The sequence below is a fragment of the Venatoribacter cucullus genome, assembly GCF_016132445.1.
Taxonomy (GTDB): Bacteria; Pseudomonadota; Gammaproteobacteria; order Pseudomonadales; family Oceanobacteraceae; genus Venatoribacter; species Venatoribacter cucullus.
This window is the reverse complement of sequence record NZ_CP046056.1, coordinates 2,502,217-2,519,037: the sequence shown is the minus strand read 5'-3', so window position 1 is coordinate 2,519,037 and position 16,821 is coordinate 2,502,217. Positions and strand designations below refer to the sequence as shown.

Genomic DNA, 16,821 nt, shown 5'->3' with positions numbered 1-16,821 from the left:
GAAATGGCCGAACAGAATAAGCCCGATGTGAAGGCCATGATGGCCAGGCTGAATGAGCTTCAGCTGGATGACCTGAATAATATTGACTGGGAAAATATGGGCTCATGGCCCTTGCCAGGCAAAATTATTTTTTGCGTACTGATTTTTGTCGCGGTATTAGCTGGTGGTTATTTTGCGTTAATTGCTGATCAGATGAGCACCCTGACCAGTGCTGAGCAGCGCGAAATAACGCTGAAAAAAGATTATGAAAATAAGGCCTTCCGGGTCGCGAATCTGGATGCTTACAAAGCCCAGCTGGCGGAAATGGAAGAAGGCTTTGGTTCGCTGCTGAAGCAGTTGCCGCGCGATACCGAAGTACCGGGTCTGATTGATGACATCAGCGCCGCTGCTCTCAGCGCTGGGTTGCAGCTGAATACCATTGACCCGCAAAAAATGACCCGTACCGAGTTCTATATGGAGCTGCCGATTAATATCGAAGTGGTGGGCGGCTATCACGAAATGGGCGCGTTCGTCTCTTCAGTGGCCTCATTGCCACGTATCGTTACCCTGCATGATTTCGCCATCGACGGTGTGGGTAAAGAAGGTGGTCTGAAAATGAAGATTCTTGCCAAAACTTACCAGTACAGTGGTGATGAACCGGCACCAGCCCGCGGAGGTAAGAAGAAATGATCCGACTGCTGCTGTTGCCTGTTTTGGCACTCGCTTTAGTGGGTTGTGGCGGAAACTCCGACACGGCTGACCTGCGCAAGTTTATGGAAGATACCCAGAATCGTCCCCGTGGCCGTATTGAGCCGATACCGGTCTTTAAGCCCTACGAATTTTTCAGTTATAGTGCCGCCGGCATGCGTTCACCCTTTGAATTACCGGTGCTGGACGATGCGGAAATGGTGGTATCCACAACGGATAATGTCAGTCCGGATACAGACCGTCCGCGCGAACACCTTGAACAGTTCCCGTTTGGTTCACTCAGCATGGTGGGCACCCTGAAAGGTGTCGATGGTGTGCTGTGGGTATTGATCAAAGATGGCAACGGCAGTGTGGTACGCGTACGGGAAGGGTACTACATGGGCCAGAACCATGGCCGGATCGTGGCGGTTAACGAGCAAAGAATTAATTTAATCGAAATTGTGCCGAACGGACTGGGGGGCTGGATTGAGCGCCCGCGTACACTGGCTCTGGATGGACTGGGTGGAGAATAATTATATGAACATGGTTAAGCGCGTACGTGTGGCAATTAAGTCAGTGCCGGTCCTGCTGCTGACGATGCTGGCGGCTAATGCCTCGGCTCTGACCCTGACGGATATGACCTTCTCGGCGTTGCCCGGTGATGTCACGGAGGTGCGACTCGATTTTGACGGCACACCGCCCGCCATCAGTGGCTACACCATTGAACAGCCGGCCCGGATCGCTATCGACTTACCTGCTACTGACAATGGTCTGAAAACCCGTCGCCATGAAATCGGCTCCGGCAATGCCCGCAGCGCGGTGGTGGTGGCAACCAAAGATCGTTCCCGCATTGTGTTTAATCTGACCCGGGCGGTGGGTTACACCACCCGCGTTGAAGGTAATGCTGTGCTGCTGCGTATTGGCCAGACCGAAAGCGATAAAGTGTTTGCCGCCCAACCTGCTGCCCCGGCCGGCAGCGCTCAGACCCCGGTTGCTGCCGCATCTTCAGCCCGTGATATGCGTGTCGTGAATGTCGATTTCCGCCGTGGTCAGCAAGGTGAAGGCCAGGTGCAGATTATGCTCAGCGATGATCGTGCCGCTGCCAATATCCGTCGTGAAGGCACCAAGATTATTGCCGAGCTGGATAACGTCCGCCTGCCGGATAACCTCAGCCGTCGTCTGGATGTCACCGATTTTTCCACCCCGGTCCGCTTTGTCGATGCCCGCGCTGAAGGTCGTGGTACCCGCATTGTGATTGAGCCGAATGGTGATGAATTTGAATATCTGGCCTACCAGACCGATCGTCTGCTGTCGATCAACGTCTCTGTGTTGCCGCCGGAACAAAAAGAAGACCGCAAAAAGCAGATGTTCCCGTTCACCGGCGAAAAGCTGTCGCTGAACTTCCAGAACATCGAAGTGCGCGCCGTACTGCAGCTGATTGCTGATTTCACCGGCATGAACCTGGTGGCGTCCGATACCGTGCAGGGCAGCATTACCCTGCGTCTGCAGAATGTACCCTGGGATCAGGCGCTGGATCTGGTGCTGAAAACCAAAGGTCTGGGCAAGCGCCAGATGGGCTCGGTTCTGCTGATTGCACCGGCGGAAGAAATTGCCGCGCGGGAAAAAATCGAGCTGGAAGCTGTGCGTCAGGTCGACGAACTGGCTCCGCTGGTCACTGAATACATGCAGTTGAAATACGCCAAAGCCAGTGTGCTGGTGAACCTGCTGACCTCAGAAAAAGGCCTGTTGTCTGAGCGCGGCTCCGCGGTCGTTGATGAGCGTACCAACACGCTGCTGATGAAAGACACCGCCAAAAACCTGGAGAAAGTCCGCGAAGCACTGATGATGCTGGACGTACCGGTGCGCCAGGTACTGATCGAAGCCCGTATCGTGGTCGCCAGCACCAGTGTGGGTGAAGAGATGGGCGTTAAATGGGGCGGTGCTGGTTATAAAAACAACGGCAGCAACTGGACCACTATCGGCGGCAGCCAGCAGACGCTGACCGAAGGCAATCAGATTCTGTTCGATCGTGCATCAGGAAGTGCTGCTGGTTCTTCCGCCATTGATATTGGTGCGGCCAATATGGTTGATTTCGGCGTAACCAATGCCTCTGCGTCGACTTTCGCCATTGGTTATCAGACCGCTGATTACCTGCTGGATCTGGAATTAGCCGCCATTGAAACCGACGGCCGTGCTGAAATTGTGTCGCAGCCGCGGGTGATTACCGCCGATGGCCAGACCGCTTCCATTGAATCGGGTACGGAAATTCCGTATCAGGAAGCCAGTTCCAGCGGTGCCACCAGCGTGTCGTTCAAATCGGCCGTGCTGAAGCTGGAAGTAACCCCGCAAATCACCCCGGATGACCGCATCATCATGGATCTGGTCATCAACCAGGATTCCGTCGGTGAGCTGACCGCTGCCGGCCCCAGCATCAATACCAACTCGGTACAGACGCAGGTACTGGTCGATAATGGCGAAACCGTGGTGCTGGGTGGTATTTTCCGTTCGGAAGAAATTGTTTCCATCAGCAAGACGCCGTTCTTCGGTGATCTGCCACTGATCGGTGCATTGTTCCGTTACACCAACCGTGCTGATGACAAGAGCGAACTGCTGGTGTTTATCACTCCACGACTGGTGAAGGACTCGCTCACGAACCGCTGATTTATGATGCGAGCACCTTCTGTCTTTCTGGTTGGGCCAATGGGCGCTGGTAAAAGCACCATTGGCCGCCTGCTTTCTGCCGAACTGAAACTCGACTTCTACGATTCCGATAAGGTGATCGAAGAGCGCTGTGGCGCCAATATTCCCTGGATTTTTGATATGGAAGGGGAGGCTGGCTTTCGCGAGCGTGAAGAGCAGGTGATTGATGAGCTGACCGGCATGGGCGGTATTGTGCTGGCCACCGGTGGCGGCGTAATCATGCGCGAAGCCAATCGTCGTCATCTCAGTGCCCGCGGTACCGTGGTCTACCTGTGTACCTCGGTAGAACAACAGCTGGCCCGTACGGCCAAAGATAAAAACCGTCCGTTACTGCAAACCGCCAACCCGGAAGCGGTGCTGCGCGAGCTGTTCAGCAAGCGCGACCCGCTGTACCGGGAAGTGGCAGACATTATTATTGAAACCGACCAGCGCAATCCGCGTTGGGTGGTCCACGAATTAAAACGGCTTATTAAAGGCTGATATCCATGCATACCCTTACGGTTGATCTGGGCGATCGCAGCTATCCGATTTATATCGGTACCGGCCTGCTGGATCGTGCCGAGCTTTATACCCCGCACATCAAGGGCCGTCAGGTCCTGATTGTCACCAACGAAACCGTTGCCCCTTTATATTTGCAGCGGGTAAAAACGGCCCTGCAACAAACCTCGGGGCTGCAGGTCGACGAAGTGATCCTGCCCGATGGCGAAGCCTTCAAAAACCTCGATACCCTGAATCTTATTTACGATGCCCTGCTGGAAAAGCGCCATAACCGCACCACCACGCTGCTGGCGCTGGGTGGCGGTGTTATTGGTGATATGTGCGGCTACGCGGCGGCGTCTTATCAGCGCGGCGTGAACTTTATTCAGGTGCCGACCACCCTGTTATCGCAGGTGGATTCCTCTGTGGGCGGTAAAACCGGGGTCAATCACCGCCTCGGTAAAAACATGATCGGTGCCTTTCATCAGCCGCAGTGCGTACTGGCGGACACCGAAACCCTGAATACCTTGCCGGAGCGTGAACTGTCGGCCGGTATCGCCGAAGTGATCAAATATGGCCTGATCTGCGATGAACCCTTTTACCGCTGGCTGCAGGACAATATGGCGGCGTTGATGGCACGCGACCCGCGGGCACTGGCCTATGCCATTGAACGCTCCTGTCAGAATAAAGCCGAAGTGGTGGCGCAGGACGAAACCGAATCCGGCATCCGCGCCACCCTTAATCTGGGCCACACCTTTGGTCATGCGATTGAATCCCACCAGGGCTATGGCCAGTGGCTGCACGGTGAGGCCGTGGGCGCGGGGATGCTGCAGGCGGCTGATCTGAGCTGGCGCATGGGCAATATCAGTGCGCCGGAACTGGAGGCGTTGCGGGCGTTGCTGCAACAGGCCGGCCTGCCGGTAACCGGCCCGGCGGATATGACGGTGGATGATTATTTAAGCCGCATGGTGGTCGATAAAAAAGTGCTGGATGGACGCATCCGGCTGGTTTTGCTGCAGCGCATTGGTGAAGCCTGCATTACCTCAGAGGTTCCGCGCGAGCTGTTGCTGCAGACACTGCAGGCAGGTAACAGGCTCGGTTGTCCCTGAAACACATCAGGCTCAGGAGAAAGCGTTATGACAGATTTCAGCACTGAACCCGGTTTGGGTCCGCAGGGTTATCCGCAGGGCCGTGAATTGCCAGCGCTGTTGCCGGTACAGGAAGAAACTCTGGAGTTGGTGGCTCACCTGGCTGCATACAGCGATATGCTGGTGGTGGTCAGCGGGCCGGATGGCAGCGGTAAAACCCTGCTGGCGGAAACGCTGGCCGAGCGCCGTCATGCTGCTGATGATGCTTTATTGCTGACCGCCAATAACATGCTGGGGATGCCGGCCTTGCTGCAGCAGATAGCTGCCCACTGGCAAATTCAGTTGCCGCAGGAGCTGCCGGCCGCCCGTGAGCTGATCAGTCGTGAAGCGCTGCAGCGCTCTGAACAGGGCGGCCACCTGCTGCTGATAATTGATCAGGCTGAGCAGCTGGATACCGAAACCCTGAACGATATTGCGCATTTTGCTCTGCTGGCGCCACCGGCTATCAGTATTGTGCTGTTTGGTCAGCCGGGTTTTGAACAGGCCTTGCGTGGCGGGCCTGCACAGGCTCAGGTGCAGGTGCAGTCTCTGGCGCCATTGAATGCTGCCGCTGCTCAGCAGCTGCTGCAACGGGTTTACAGCCCCGGGCAGGCGTTGCCACTCAGTGAAAAAGAATTCGCCTTTATCCTGCAGCAATCACAGGGGTGGCCCGGTGCGCTGCTGATGCAGGCCGGGGACTACTTTATTGCCGCAGAAGCGGCCGACGCCCCGCGTCAGGCCCGGGCAGAACCTAAAGCAGGCGGGCGTTTCCCGTTGCTGCATATCGTTGCCATTGCCGCGTTGCTGGCGGCGTTAGGTGTTTCACTGTTGTACCGGCAACAGGAACCCGCTGACGACATTATTACTGAGCCGTCTGAGCCGGTGGATTTCCTGCGCGGGCCGTTGCCGGGTGAAACCCTTTCTGCCGATAGTGCCCCGGATGCTGAGGTGACACCGCCGGATGTCTTAACGCTGGATAATCCGCCAGCAGCACCGGCTGCGGAAGTGGCTGACAAAGTGGCCACGACTGCCGGCGATAGCCAGCCGGATTACAACTTTCCTGCCTCAGTGCAGGCCCCCGCTCCGGTAGCTCCGGTAGCTCCGGTAGCTCCGGTGCCGCCGGCAGTAGCGCCTGCTGATGTGCCGGAAGCTGCGCCAGCTGCGGCAACGGCCGCCGTTAAGCCGGCGCCGGTTGCTGCTCCCGCCCCCGTCGCTAAAGCGCCGGTTTATGACCGTTCACGCCTGCTGGACATTCCGTCCGGCTTTGTGGTGCAGCTGTTTGGCAGTTACGAAGCTGCCAATGCGGACAAATTTCGTCGTCAATGGCGAGACGAAATCACCGGCAGCCTGTACCTTTACGAAACCCGGCACAACAACAAACCCTGGTTCGTTGTCGTGGCCGGTGTTTATGGCAGCCGGGCCGAAGCTACAGCCGCTGTGAATGCTTTACCACGCCCTCTGCGCGACCAGTCACCCTGGATCCGCGACATTTCAGCCGTAAAGCAGGCATTACGCTAATTCTGTCTTAGTCGCTATCCTGACCACGTTCTTACCAGGCTGCAGCTTGCAGCCGGACTGAAGGTGGGCGCAGGATAGCCTTTCTGCGCCCTGGATTTGCCAGCAGTTTGAGCAGTGGGCTTATTTAAGTCTTTGATTTCAATCGTTTTACATGAGGACTGTTCTATGAGAACCGGTCTGTACACTCCCGGCGAGTTTAAGGACAACTGTGGCTTTGGCCTGTTGGCCCATCTGCAAGGTCAACCGAGTCACCGACTGCTGAAAACGGCTATTGAATCCTTAACCTGCATGACCCACCGCGGCGGTATTGCGGCCGACGGCAAAACCGGTGACGGTTGTGGTCTGTTACTGCAGAAGCCTGACTCTTTCCTGCGTGCCGTCACGGCCGAAGCAGGCATGACCCTGCCGGCCCGCTATGCCGTGGGTATGCTGTTCATGGACCTGAACGAAACAGTTTTCAAACAACAGCAAGACGCCGTTGAGCAGGCCTTTGCCGCTCAGGGTTTGCCGGTTATCGGCTGGCGCACAGTGCCTACCAATAATGACTGCCTGGGTCCCATTGCGTTGTCCAGCCTGCCGCGTTTTGAGCAGGTGTTTGTCGCGCCGGCGGCGGACATGGACGAAACTCAGTTCGCCGTTAAGCTGTTCTACGCCCGCCGTCTGGCTGAAAAAGCGCTCGATGGCCAGGCCAGTTTTTATGTGGCCAGTCTGGCTGAGCGGGTGGTGTCGTACAAAGGCCTGATGATGCCGGTCGACCTGCCGAACTTCTACCCGGACCTGGGCGATGAACGCATGGAAACCGCTATTTGCGTATTCCATCAGCGCTTCTCCACCAACACCATGCCGCGCTGGCCGCTGGCGCAGCCGTTCCGCATGCTGGCGCACAATGGTGAAATCAACACCATTCAGGGCAACCGCAGCTGGGCCAATGCCCGCACCCCGAAATACAACAGCCCGCTGCTGCCGGGGCTGAGCGAGCTGGCGCCGATTGTGAACACCACCGGCTCTGACTCCTCCTCCATGGATAACATGCTCGAGCTGCTGACCCTGGGCGGTATGAACCTGTTCCGCGCCATCCGCATGATGGTGCCGCCGGCCTGGCAGAACGTGGAAACCATGGACGCGGATCTGCGCGCCTTCTACGAATACAACTCCATGCACATGGAAGCCTGGGACGGCCCGGCCGGCCTGGTGATTACCGATGGCCGCTATGCCGTCTGTGGTCTGGACCGTAACGGTCTGCGCCCGTCCCGTTGGGTAATTACCAACGACAACTTCATTACCGTGGCCTCTGAAATCGGTACCTACAACTACGCGCCGGAAAACGTGGTGGCCAAAGGTCGTGTAGGCCCGGGCCAGATGCTGGCCATCGATACTCAGGAAGGCAAGCTGCTGAATACCGATGACATCGACAACGCGCTGAAGGCCGAATATCCGTACCGTCAGTGGCTGAAAGAACACGCCACCCGGATGGAAAGCCAGTTGTTGCTGGAAACCGTGAAAGATGCCGTACCGCTGAGCGGCGATTTGCTCAATACGCACCAGAAGCTGCAACTGATTACCAACGAAGAACGGGATCAGGTGCTGCGGCCGATGGGTGAAGAAGGCCAGGAAGCCACCGGCTCCATGGGTGACGATACGCCCATGGCGGTGCTGTCGCTGCGTGTGCGCCACATGGCCGATTACTTCCGTCAGCAGTTCGCGCAGGTGACTAACCCGCCGATCGACCCGCTGCGTGAAGCCATTGTGATGTCGCTGGAAACCTGCATCGGCGCCGAGAAGAACGTTTTTGAAACCGCTGCCGATCATGCCAACCGCATCATTCTGACCTCACCGGTGCTGTCACCGCTGAAGTTCCACGGCCTGAAAACCACTGGCCGTGACGACTACCGCCATCAGACCTTCTCCATGGCCTTTGCTCCGGCTGTTGGTTTGCAGCAGGCCATCATCAACCTCTGTGATGCCGCCGAACAGGCGATGCGTGATGGTGTGGTGATGGTGATTCTGTCCGACCGCGAGGTCACTGAAGACCAGCTGCTGATTCCGGCTGCAATGGCCACCGGTGCGGTGCATCAGCGTCTGGTGCAAACCGGCCTGCGCACCAACGGCAACATTCTGGTCGAAACCGGCGCCGCCCGCGACGCGCATCAGTTCGCCGTATTAATCGGTTTTGGTGCCACTGCGGTGTTTCCGTGGCTGGCGTTTGACGTGCTGACTGACCTGCACCGCAGCGGTGAACTGCTGGGTGACCCGCTGAAATCCCAGCATAATTTCCGTAAAGCCATCACCAAAGGCTTGCTGAAAGTGATGTCGAAAATGGGTATTTCCACCGTTGCTTCGTACCGGGGTTCGCAGCTGTTTGAAGCCGTGGGTCTGAGCAAAGAAGTGGTCGAGCTGTGCTTTAAAGGCGTGCCCAGCCGTATTGGCGGGGCGACCTTTGCCGACTTCCAGGCCGACCTGGAACTGGTGCGCAAAAACGCCTGGAAGAACCGTAAAAAACTCGACCAGGGCGGTCTGATCAAGTACGTCCATGGCGGTGAATACCACGCCTACAACCCGGATGTGATCAAAAACATTCAGGAAGCGGTGCAGTTCAATGATCAGCAGGCGTACAACCGCTACGCTGATCTGGTCAACAAGCGTCCGGTGGCAACCCTGCGCGACTTGCTGGCGCTGCGCAGTGACATTCAGCCGATTGATATCAGCGACGTGGAACCGGTGGAGAAGCTCTTCCCGCGTTTCGACACCGCGGCCATGTCACTGGGCGCCCTGTCGCCGGAAGCGCACGAAGCGCTGGCGCTGGCCATGAACGACCTGGGCGGTCGCTCTAACTCGGGTGAGGGGGGTGAAGACCCGGCCCGTTACGGCACCAACCGTAACTCCAAAATCAAACAGATCGCTTCCGGTCGCTTCGGCGTTACCCCCGCTTATCTGGCCAGCGCCGAAGTGCTGCAGATCAAAGTGGCCCAGGGCGCCAAGCCGGGCGAAGGTGGTCAGCTGCCAGGTGGCAAGGTAAACGATCTCATCGCTACCCTGCGCTATTCAGTACCCGGGGTCACACTTATTTCACCGCCGCCGCACCACGATATCTACTCCATCGAAGATCTGGCGCAGCTGATTTTCGACCTGAAGCAGGTAAACCCGCAGGCGCTGGTATCGGTGAAACTGGTTTCTGAACCGGGTGTGGGCACCATCGCCGCTGGTGTGGCGAAGGCCTACGCCGATCTGATCACCATTTCCGGTTACGACGGTGGTACCGCGGCGTCGCCGATCACGTCCATCAAGTATGCGGGCTCGCCGTGGGAGCTGGGCCTGTCGGAAGCGCATCAGGCGCTGCGCGCCAATGATCTGCGCGGCAAAGTGCGGGTGCAGACCGACGGTGGTCTGAAAACCGGTCTGGACGTGGTGAAAGCCGCCATTCTGGGTGCGGAATCCTTCGGTTTCGGTACCCTGCCGATGGTGGCCGTGGGTTGTAAGTACTTGCGTATCTGCCACCTGAATAACTGCGCCACCGGCGTGGCCACTCAGCGTGATGACCTGCGCAAGGAACACTACATCGGCACCGCCGACATGGTGAAAAACATGTTCCATTTCATTGCCGAAGAAACCCGGCAGTGGATGGCGAAGCTGGGCGTGCGCTCGCTGGAAGAGCTGGTGGGCCGTACCGACCTGCTGGAAATGATCGATGGCCTGACCGATAAGCAGCGGCACCTCGATCTGATGCCGCTGCTGGCCAACGACCACATTCCGGCGGATAAACCGCACACCGTACAGGTTGAGCGCAACCATCCCTACGACGCGGGTGCACTGGCGGAAACCATGGTGCGCGATATTCTGCCGGCCATTGAACAAAAAGCCGGTGGCGAATTCAGCTACCGCATCACCAACTGCGACCGCTCTATTGGCGCGCGTCTGTCGGGTGAAATCGCCCGTCGTTACGGCAACCAGGGCATGTCGTCCAAGCCGGTACGCCTGAAACTGACCGGAGTGGCTGGCCAGTCATTCGGTGTCTGGAACGCCGGTGGTCTGGAAATGGTGCTGGAAGGTGACGCCAACGATTACGTGGGTAAAGGCATGACCGGCGGCAAGTTGGTGATTTACCCGCCCAAAGGTTCGGTGTTCAAAACCAACGACACCGCCATTGTCGGCAACACCTGTCTGTACGGCGCCACCGGCGGCAAACTGCTGGCGGCGGGCCGTGCCGGTGAGCGTTTTGCCGTGCGTAACTCTGGCGCCATCGCCATTGTGGAAGGCGCGGGCGACCACTGCTGCGAATACATGACCGGCGGCGTGGTCGTGGTACTGGGTGAAACCGGCTACAACTTCGGTGCCGGTATGACCGGTGGCTTCGCCTATGTGCTGGATCTGGATAACAGCTTCGTCGACAAATACAACAGCGAGCTGGTGGCCATTCACCGCATTTCCAACGAAACCAGCGAAGCCTACCGCAGCCACCTGCGCGGCATGCTGCACGAATTTGCCGCCGCCACTGGCAGTGCCTGGGGCCATACCGTACTGGATGACTTCGATGGCTACGTTGGCAAGTTCTGGCTGGTGAAGCCGAAAGCGGCCGATTTACAACAATTGCTGAATAACACCCGTGCTCGTCCCGAGTAACCGGTCGGGATGAGAGAGAGAGGTTCGAGATGGCACAACGTCTGAACAATCACTTCCAGTTTCTGGATGTGGGCCGGAAAGATCCGGCCAAAAAACCCCTCAAGCTGCGTAAAAGCCAGTTTGTGGAAATTTATAAGCCGTTCAATCAGGAAGAAGTGAACCAGCAGGCACACCGTTGCCTGGGCTGTGGTAACCCTTACTGCGAATGGAAATGCCCGGTTCACAACTTTATTCCGAACTGGCTGAAACTGGCCAGCGAAGGCAACATTCTGGAAGCGGTGGAACTGAGCCACCAAACCAACACCCTGCCGGAAGTGTGCGGTCGGGTGTGCCCGCAGGATCGTCTGTGCGAGGGTTCCTGTACCCTCAACGACGGCTTCGGTGCGGTCACCATTGGTAACGTTGAGAAGTACATTACCGACACCGCTTTCGCCATGGGCTGGAAGCCGGATATGTCGAAAGTGGTACCGACCGGTAAACGTGTTGCCATCATCGGTGCCGGCCCGGCGGGTCTGGGCTGTGCCGACGTACTGGTGCGCAATGGCGTCACCCCGGTGGTGTTCGACAAATACCCGGAAATCGGTGGCCTGCTCACCTTCGGTATCCCCGAGTTCAAGCTGGAAAAGAGTGTGATGGCCAACCGCCGCAAAATCTTTGAAGGCATGGGCATTGAGTTCCGCCTGAATACCGAAGTGGGCAAAGACGTCGATTTCCACAGTCTGATCGAAGAATTCGACGCCGTATTCCTGGGCATGGGCACCTACACCTACATGAAAGGCGGCTTCCCCGGTGAAGACCTGTCGGGTGTGGTGGATGCGCTGGATTTTCTGATTGCCAACGTCAACCACAACCTGGGTTTTGAAAAAGACCCGGCGGACTTTATCAGCATGGCGGGTAAAAAAGTGGTGGTGCTGGGTGGTGGTGATACCGCCATGGACTGTAACCGTACCTCCATCCGTCAGGGTGCCGACAGTGTGACCTGTGCGTACCGCCGCGACGAAGCCAACATGCCGGGTTCCAAGCGCGAAGTGGTGAATGCCCGTCAGGAAGGTGTGGAGTTCCTGTTTAACCGTCAGCCGGTCGAAATTGTCGGCAACGGCAAAGTCGAAGGCGTGAAAGTGGTGACCACTCAGATGGGTGAGCCGGACGAAAACGGCCGCCGCCGCCCGGAAGTGATTCCGGGTTCCGAAGAAATCCTGCCGGCCGACGCTGTGCTGGTGGCCTTCGGCTTCCGCCCCAGCCCAGCGCCCTGGTTCAAAGACTTCGGTATTGAACTGAACAGCTGGGATGGCGTGGTGGCACCGGAAGAGCAGGAGTTCAAATTCCAGACCAGTAACCCGAAAGTGTTTGCCGGTGGCGATATGGTGCGTGGCTCCGACCTGGTGGTAACCGCCATCTGGGAAGGCCGCAACGCCGCCGAAGGCATTCTGGATTATCTGGACGTATAAACAGCCCTGCCTGCATACCGGGCCGGAATGTGACGGACGGCATAAAACGCGGTATTCCGGCAGGAATGCCGCGTTTTTGTTTATGGCCTGAGTAGCGGGGCCGGTGCTATGCTAGCCCGCAACTCGGATACGGTTGAAATACCAAAAATGGAGCGCAAGCGCATGTTCAGGCTTAAATTTCCCCTCGCCATACTGTTTTCTGTTCTATTGGCCGCCTGTGGTGGCAGCAGTGATTCCGTTATCCCGGAAACAGGAGGAAATGATGATGGCACTGGAGGTGGTGGCGGTGACACGCCTGTTAATCTGAGTTCTGTGACCTATTTCCCCATGAACTTTTTCCTGCAAGGTGAAGGATATGTGGATGGAGAAGTGTTTGCCGGGCTGATGTTTGATCCGTTGGTAAAAGCCTATGTGATTGCTCCGGTCGGCGCGCGCACATTAGAGCCGGTAACGGCTTCCATTAACGACTTCAATATCAGTGTGAATGGGCAGGCAATCAACCGCTTTGAGCAATACGCCATGTTGCAGAAAATTGTCGGCTTGCCCGTTGAGTTGAATACGGCGGTTATCATTGATGCCAGTGGCACGGCACGCTCGCAGGTGAATAAAGCTTCTCTGATCAGTGCGGTCAATGCGTATTTTGATGCCGTGATCAGCAGTACCGATTCTGTTATCCGCACTCAGCAATTTACCGTATGGATTTACGGTGATGAGATCGAAACGCCTTTAGCGACCTTTTCTGATGCAGCGGCTGCTAAAACGGCTGCTGCGTCAGCCATTAATACTCGCTGGGATCAGTTAGGTGGCGGTTCTGCCACTTATGAAGCGATTGTGAACGCGGTTGGTAGCTATTTCGGTACCAGTCCTACCGATTCTTTCGAAGAATATGACATGGTCAACGATGTGATTGGTGACCTGCTTGACGGTTATGATTTCAACCCCAGCAATCATGCAATGAGTAAGCTCAGCCTCAGTAACGTTGTATTGATTGGTGCCGGTGGCATGCCGTCCAATAATGTGTTCAATGCCGAGTCGGTTACTGCCGCATTAAACTGGCAGTCACTGATTGTGTATGACACAGATGCCGACACAGAAAGTGATGGTGGCGATGATCCTGCTGAGGAAGATGCCAGTCCCATTGCCGATTCACCTGTAACCTATCTGGGTAAACCGTTGTTCTTTGTCCATGTGGGTGGGAACAGTGCCGAAAAAACGGTAACTGATCTGGCGTCAGTCACCATTGATGGTTCCGGTTATAACTTTGCCGCAGCGCTGATTGCGGCGCAGCAAAACAGCATTAGTGTCCGCTCCCGTAATAATAATCAGCATCTGGTTCGTTTTGCTGTGCGTGAACGGGATGGTAAGCATAATCTGCTGTTTTCCAGCCGGGCTGCTGGATATAACTTTGGCTTAACGACGGAGCTGGATGTTTCAGCGTATGTGGAAGCCAATGATACTGATCCAGTTCTATTTCCGATTCCGGATCAGGTTCCAGCCCGCGTAGAAATTACGACCGCCAATAACGATTTCCTCGCCGGTGGGCGTGTACGTATTGCTGATGCCCCCCGTCTGTACCCGGCAACCCGCTATACCGTCACCTCATATGGTGCTGCCGATTACAGCTGGACGGTGGGTGGAAACCCACGTACAGCCGCAACCGATGGATCCATTACCATCAGCGCAGCGGATGTGGGGCAAATTGTACAACTCACAAATACAACCTTGTCGTCAGGTACAACCATCGCAAGTTTGACCATCGAGAACTGAATCTGAAGTTGTCCTGATCTGAACCCGGCCATTGGCCGGGTTTTTTGTTATGATCGGCGCAACTTTTTATCTGTACCCGGAATTCCCATGTCTGAACTGAAAAATGACCGTTTTCTGAAAGCCTTGTTACGTCAGCCGGTAGACCGCACGCCCATCTGGATGATGCGTCAGGCGGGCCGTTATCTGCCGGAATACCGCGCCACCCGCGCACAGGCCGGTGATTTCATGTCGTTGTGCAAAAATCCGGAACTGGCCTGTGAAGTGACCATTCAGCCGCTGGATCGTTTTCCGCTCGACGCTGCCATTCTGTTCTCCGATATTCTCACCATTCCCGATGCCATGGGCCTGGGTCTGTATTTTGAAAATGGCGAAGGCCCGCGCTTCAATAAAATCATCCGTACCGAAGCCGATGTGCAAAGCCTGCAGGTAGTGAACACCGCCGCCGATCTGGACTATGTGCTGAAAGCCGTTTCCACCATCCGCCGCGAACTGAATGGCCGTGTGCCGCTGATCGGTTTCTCTGGCAGCCCGTGGACGTTGGCCACCTACATGGTCGAAGGCGGTTCCTCCAAAGATTTCCGCCATGTGAAGGCGATGATGTACGACACGCCGGAAGTGATGCATCAGCTGCTGGATGTGCTGGCCAAATCGGTGATCGATTACCTGAACGCACAGATTAAAGCCGGCGCGCAGGCCGTACAGATTTTTGATACCTGGGGCGGCAGCCTCAGTGATGTGGCCTATAAAGAATTCTCGCTGAAATATATGCAGCAGATTGTGAGCGGGTTAATCCGTGAACACGAAGGCCACAAAATTCCGGTGATTCTGTTCACCAAAGGCGGTGGTCAGTGGCTGGAAGATATGGCCGCGACCGGTGCCGATGCACTGGGCCTCGACTGGACTACCGACATCGGCAACGCCCGTGCCCGTGTTGGCAACAAAGTAGCGCTGCAGGGCAATATGGACCCATCCGTGCTGTACGCCTCACCGGCGACCATTCGCGCTGAAGTGAAACGTATTCTGGACAGCTACGGCCAGGGTTCTGGCCATGTATTTAACCTGGGCCACGGCATTCACCAGTTTGTCGACCCGGAACACGCCAAAGCCTTTGTGGAGGCGGTGGTGGAATTAAGCCCGGCGTATCACCGCTAGGGAGCCGCTGAATAACCCGGTGCCCGCTCTGGATTGCAGGGAAGTTCTGAATCACGAAGCCGGGTTGCAGGCATAGCGGGTTCTGTCAAAACCTGGCGACACCGAGTCAGGGCTTTCCTGCATCCCCGTAGGGCGCGGCTTTCCGGGCCGTATAGCGGCGTTGGCGAACTTGAAAAGGGCTCGCCATTCTCTGCGTTCGCCGCCTTGCCCTGCAAGCCCGGAAAGAACTCGCGCAGAGCTGTGCAGAGTTATTCAGAGGCTCCCTGGGCCCATCGCAGCAGCCGGGCCTCTGGTCTGGCTGCTGTTATCTCTTTCGCATCCATCATTCTTATCTTTACATCAGCGTCTTTGACCAGATAGACAACTCTGCCCTCAGCGTCCGCTCGTTCCCTTATTTCATCGCGCGATCGAATTGTTTACCATACGTGGCCAACTGGTCAGCTTTTTACAAGAGACGATCTGCATCGTCCGTGGCGGCCATTGCCTTCCTGTTATTTGAGAGAACGTCATGAAAAAAAATCTGCTGCTGGCTGCCGGTGTATCGGTACTGTCGCTGTCTGCTCAGGCTGAGCAATTCTGGGCTGATAACAGCTTTTCCCTGCTCTATGGTGATAACTACAAAATGGTACCGGCGGGTGAAAATACCCGGGCAACCGTAATGACCTTAGAGCATGTATCCGGCCACAGCTGGGGCGGTATGTTCTTTTTTATTGACCGCGTAAACTCCGGCGAAGGTGCTTACGATGAGACCTACGGTGAACTGTCGCCGAGCATCAGCCTGGCTAAGTTTGATGGCTTCGTAAAAGGCATTAATGCGGCGTTTACTTACGAGTTCAGCAGCAGCACGACCAGCACTGCATCTTATCCATACAATACATTCAGTCAGGACAACTATCTGGCCGGTGTGGGCGTGGATCTGGCCATTCCGGGGGCTGATTACTTCAGCGCTACGGTTTACCGTTCTAAAAACAACACCAGTTTTGATTCCTTTTATGACAACCAGTTAACCCTGGTATACGGCTGGTCGCTGGGTAATGTGACTCTGGATGGTTATCTGGATTACACCCCGGGTCGTAATGGCCGTAAAACTGAGTTGAGCATTGCCCCGCAGCTGACTTACAACATCGGTCCAATGCTGGGGCTGAAAAACAAAGTCAAAGTTGGTATTGAATACAGCTACTGGCGTAACAAGTTTGCTACTCCGGAAGACAATGATGACCAGCACAACGCCAGCCTGCTGCTCAAATGGCATCTGTAATTCGTTAACCTAAACGGGTTGGTGATATAAAAGGGGAGCAGGGCTCCCCTTTTTATTGTGATTTACGGTGGCATGCTGCGCCTGTGTTATG

The 16,821-nt window shown here is 56.3% G+C and carries 11 protein-coding genes; all 11 read left to right on the top strand.

Annotation, left to right across the window (positions count from 1 at the left end; all coding sequences use genetic code 11):
- The first annotated feature begins 3 nt into the window (after window positions 1-3).
- Entirely contained in the window at window positions 4-669 is a 666-nt protein-coding gene (locus tag GJQ55_RS11935; protein ID WP_228345190.1) for a type IV pilus inner membrane component PilO, read from the top strand.
- A complete protein-coding gene (locus GJQ55_RS11930; RefSeq protein ID WP_228345189.1) occupies window positions 666-1,199 on the top strand; it encodes a pilus assembly protein PilP in 534 nt (177 codons plus the stop codon). The genes GJQ55_RS11935 and GJQ55_RS11930 overlap by 4 nt, the downstream gene beginning before the upstream one ends.
- A gap of 4 nt (window positions 1,200-1,203) precedes the next feature.
- On the top strand, window positions 1,204-3,327 hold the full coding sequence (locus tag GJQ55_RS11925; protein WP_228345188.1) for a type IV pilus secretin PilQ: 2,124 nt from the start codon (window positions 1,204-1,206) through the stop codon (window positions 3,325-3,327).
- A 3-nt stretch (window positions 3,328-3,330) separates the two neighbouring features.
- Window positions 3,331-3,846 (top strand): shikimate kinase AroK, encoded by a 516-nt coding sequence (gene aroK, locus GJQ55_RS11920; protein ID WP_228345187.1) that lies wholly within the window; start codon window positions 3,331-3,333, stop codon window positions 3,844-3,846.
- Window positions 3,847-3,851: 5 nt separating this feature from the next.
- Window positions 3,852-4,952, top strand: coding sequence for a 3-dehydroquinate synthase (gene aroB, locus GJQ55_RS11915; RefSeq protein WP_228345186.1), 1,101 nt, complete (start codon window positions 3,852-3,854; stop codon window positions 4,950-4,952).
- Between the two features lie 27 nt (window positions 4,953-4,979).
- Window positions 4,980-6,488 carry an AAA family ATPase gene (locus GJQ55_RS11910; RefSeq protein WP_228345185.1) on the top strand — a complete coding sequence of 503 codons (1,509 nt, stop codon included), beginning with the start codon at window positions 4,980-4,982 and terminating at the stop codon, window positions 6,486-6,488.
- 165 nt (window positions 6,489-6,653) lie between these two features.
- Complete coding sequence (gltB, locus tag GJQ55_RS11905; protein ID WP_228345184.1) at window positions 6,654-11,105, top strand: glutamate synthase large subunit; 4,452 nt, start codon at window positions 6,654-6,656, stop codon at window positions 11,103-11,105.
- A gap of 29 nt (window positions 11,106-11,134) precedes the next feature.
- Window positions 11,135-12,553 carry an FAD-dependent oxidoreductase gene (locus GJQ55_RS11900; protein ID WP_228345183.1) on the top strand — a complete coding sequence of 473 codons (1,419 nt, stop codon included), beginning with the start codon at window positions 11,135-11,137 and terminating at the stop codon, window positions 12,551-12,553.
- A 108-nt stretch (window positions 12,554-12,661) separates the two neighbouring features.
- The gene (locus GJQ55_RS11895; protein WP_228345182.1) at window positions 12,662-14,320 is read left to right on the top strand and encodes a hypothetical protein; all 1,659 of its coding nucleotides are present in this window, start codon (window positions 12,662-12,664) and stop codon (window positions 14,318-14,320) included.
- Window positions 14,321-14,407: 87 nt separating this feature from the next.
- Window positions 14,408-15,472 carry a uroporphyrinogen decarboxylase gene (gene hemE / locus GJQ55_RS11890; protein ID WP_228345181.1) on the top strand — a complete coding sequence of 355 codons (1,065 nt, stop codon included), beginning with the start codon at window positions 14,408-14,410 and terminating at the stop codon, window positions 15,470-15,472.
- A gap of 508 nt (window positions 15,473-15,980) precedes the next feature.
- The gene (locus tag GJQ55_RS11885) at window positions 15,981-16,730 is read left to right on the top strand and encodes a hypothetical protein (RefSeq protein ID WP_228345180.1); all 750 of its coding nucleotides are present in this window, start codon (window positions 15,981-15,983) and stop codon (window positions 16,728-16,730) included.
- The last annotated feature ends 91 nt before the right edge of the window (window positions 16,731-16,821 follow it).

Coding starts and splice junctions, on each gene's coding strand:
- GJQ55_RS11885 (WP_228345180.1), top strand. CDS start 15,981: ATGAAAAAAAATCTGCTGCTGGCTGCCGGTGTATCGGTACTGTCGCTG.
- GJQ55_RS11925 (WP_228345188.1), top strand. CDS start 1,204: ATGAACATGGTTAAGCGCGTACGTGTGGCAATTAAGTCAGTGCCGGTC.
- gltB (WP_228345184.1), top strand. CDS start 6,654: ATGAGAACCGGTCTGTACACTCCCGGCGAGTTTAAGGACAACTGTGGC.
- aroB (WP_228345186.1), top strand. CDS start 3,852: ATGCATACCCTTACGGTTGATCTGGGCGATCGCAGCTATCCGATTTAT.
- GJQ55_RS11910 (WP_228345185.1), top strand. CDS start 4,980: ATGACAGATTTCAGCACTGAACCCGGTTTGGGTCCGCAGGGTTATCCG.
- hemE (WP_228345181.1), top strand. CDS start 14,408: ATGTCTGAACTGAAAAATGACCGTTTTCTGAAAGCCTTGTTACGTCAG.
- GJQ55_RS11935 (WP_228345190.1), top strand. CDS start 4: ATGGCCGAACAGAATAAGCCCGATGTGAAGGCCATGATGGCCAGGCTG.
- GJQ55_RS11930 (WP_228345189.1), top strand. CDS start 666: ATGATCCGACTGCTGCTGTTGCCTGTTTTGGCACTCGCTTTAGTGGGT.
- aroK (WP_228345187.1), top strand. CDS start 3,331: ATGATGCGAGCACCTTCTGTCTTTCTGGTTGGGCCAATGGGCGCTGGT.
- GJQ55_RS11900 (WP_228345183.1), top strand. CDS start 11,135: ATGGCACAACGTCTGAACAATCACTTCCAGTTTCTGGATGTGGGCCGG.
- GJQ55_RS11895 (WP_228345182.1), top strand. CDS start 12,662: ATGCTAGCCCGCAACTCGGATACGGTTGAAATACCAAAAATGGAGCGC.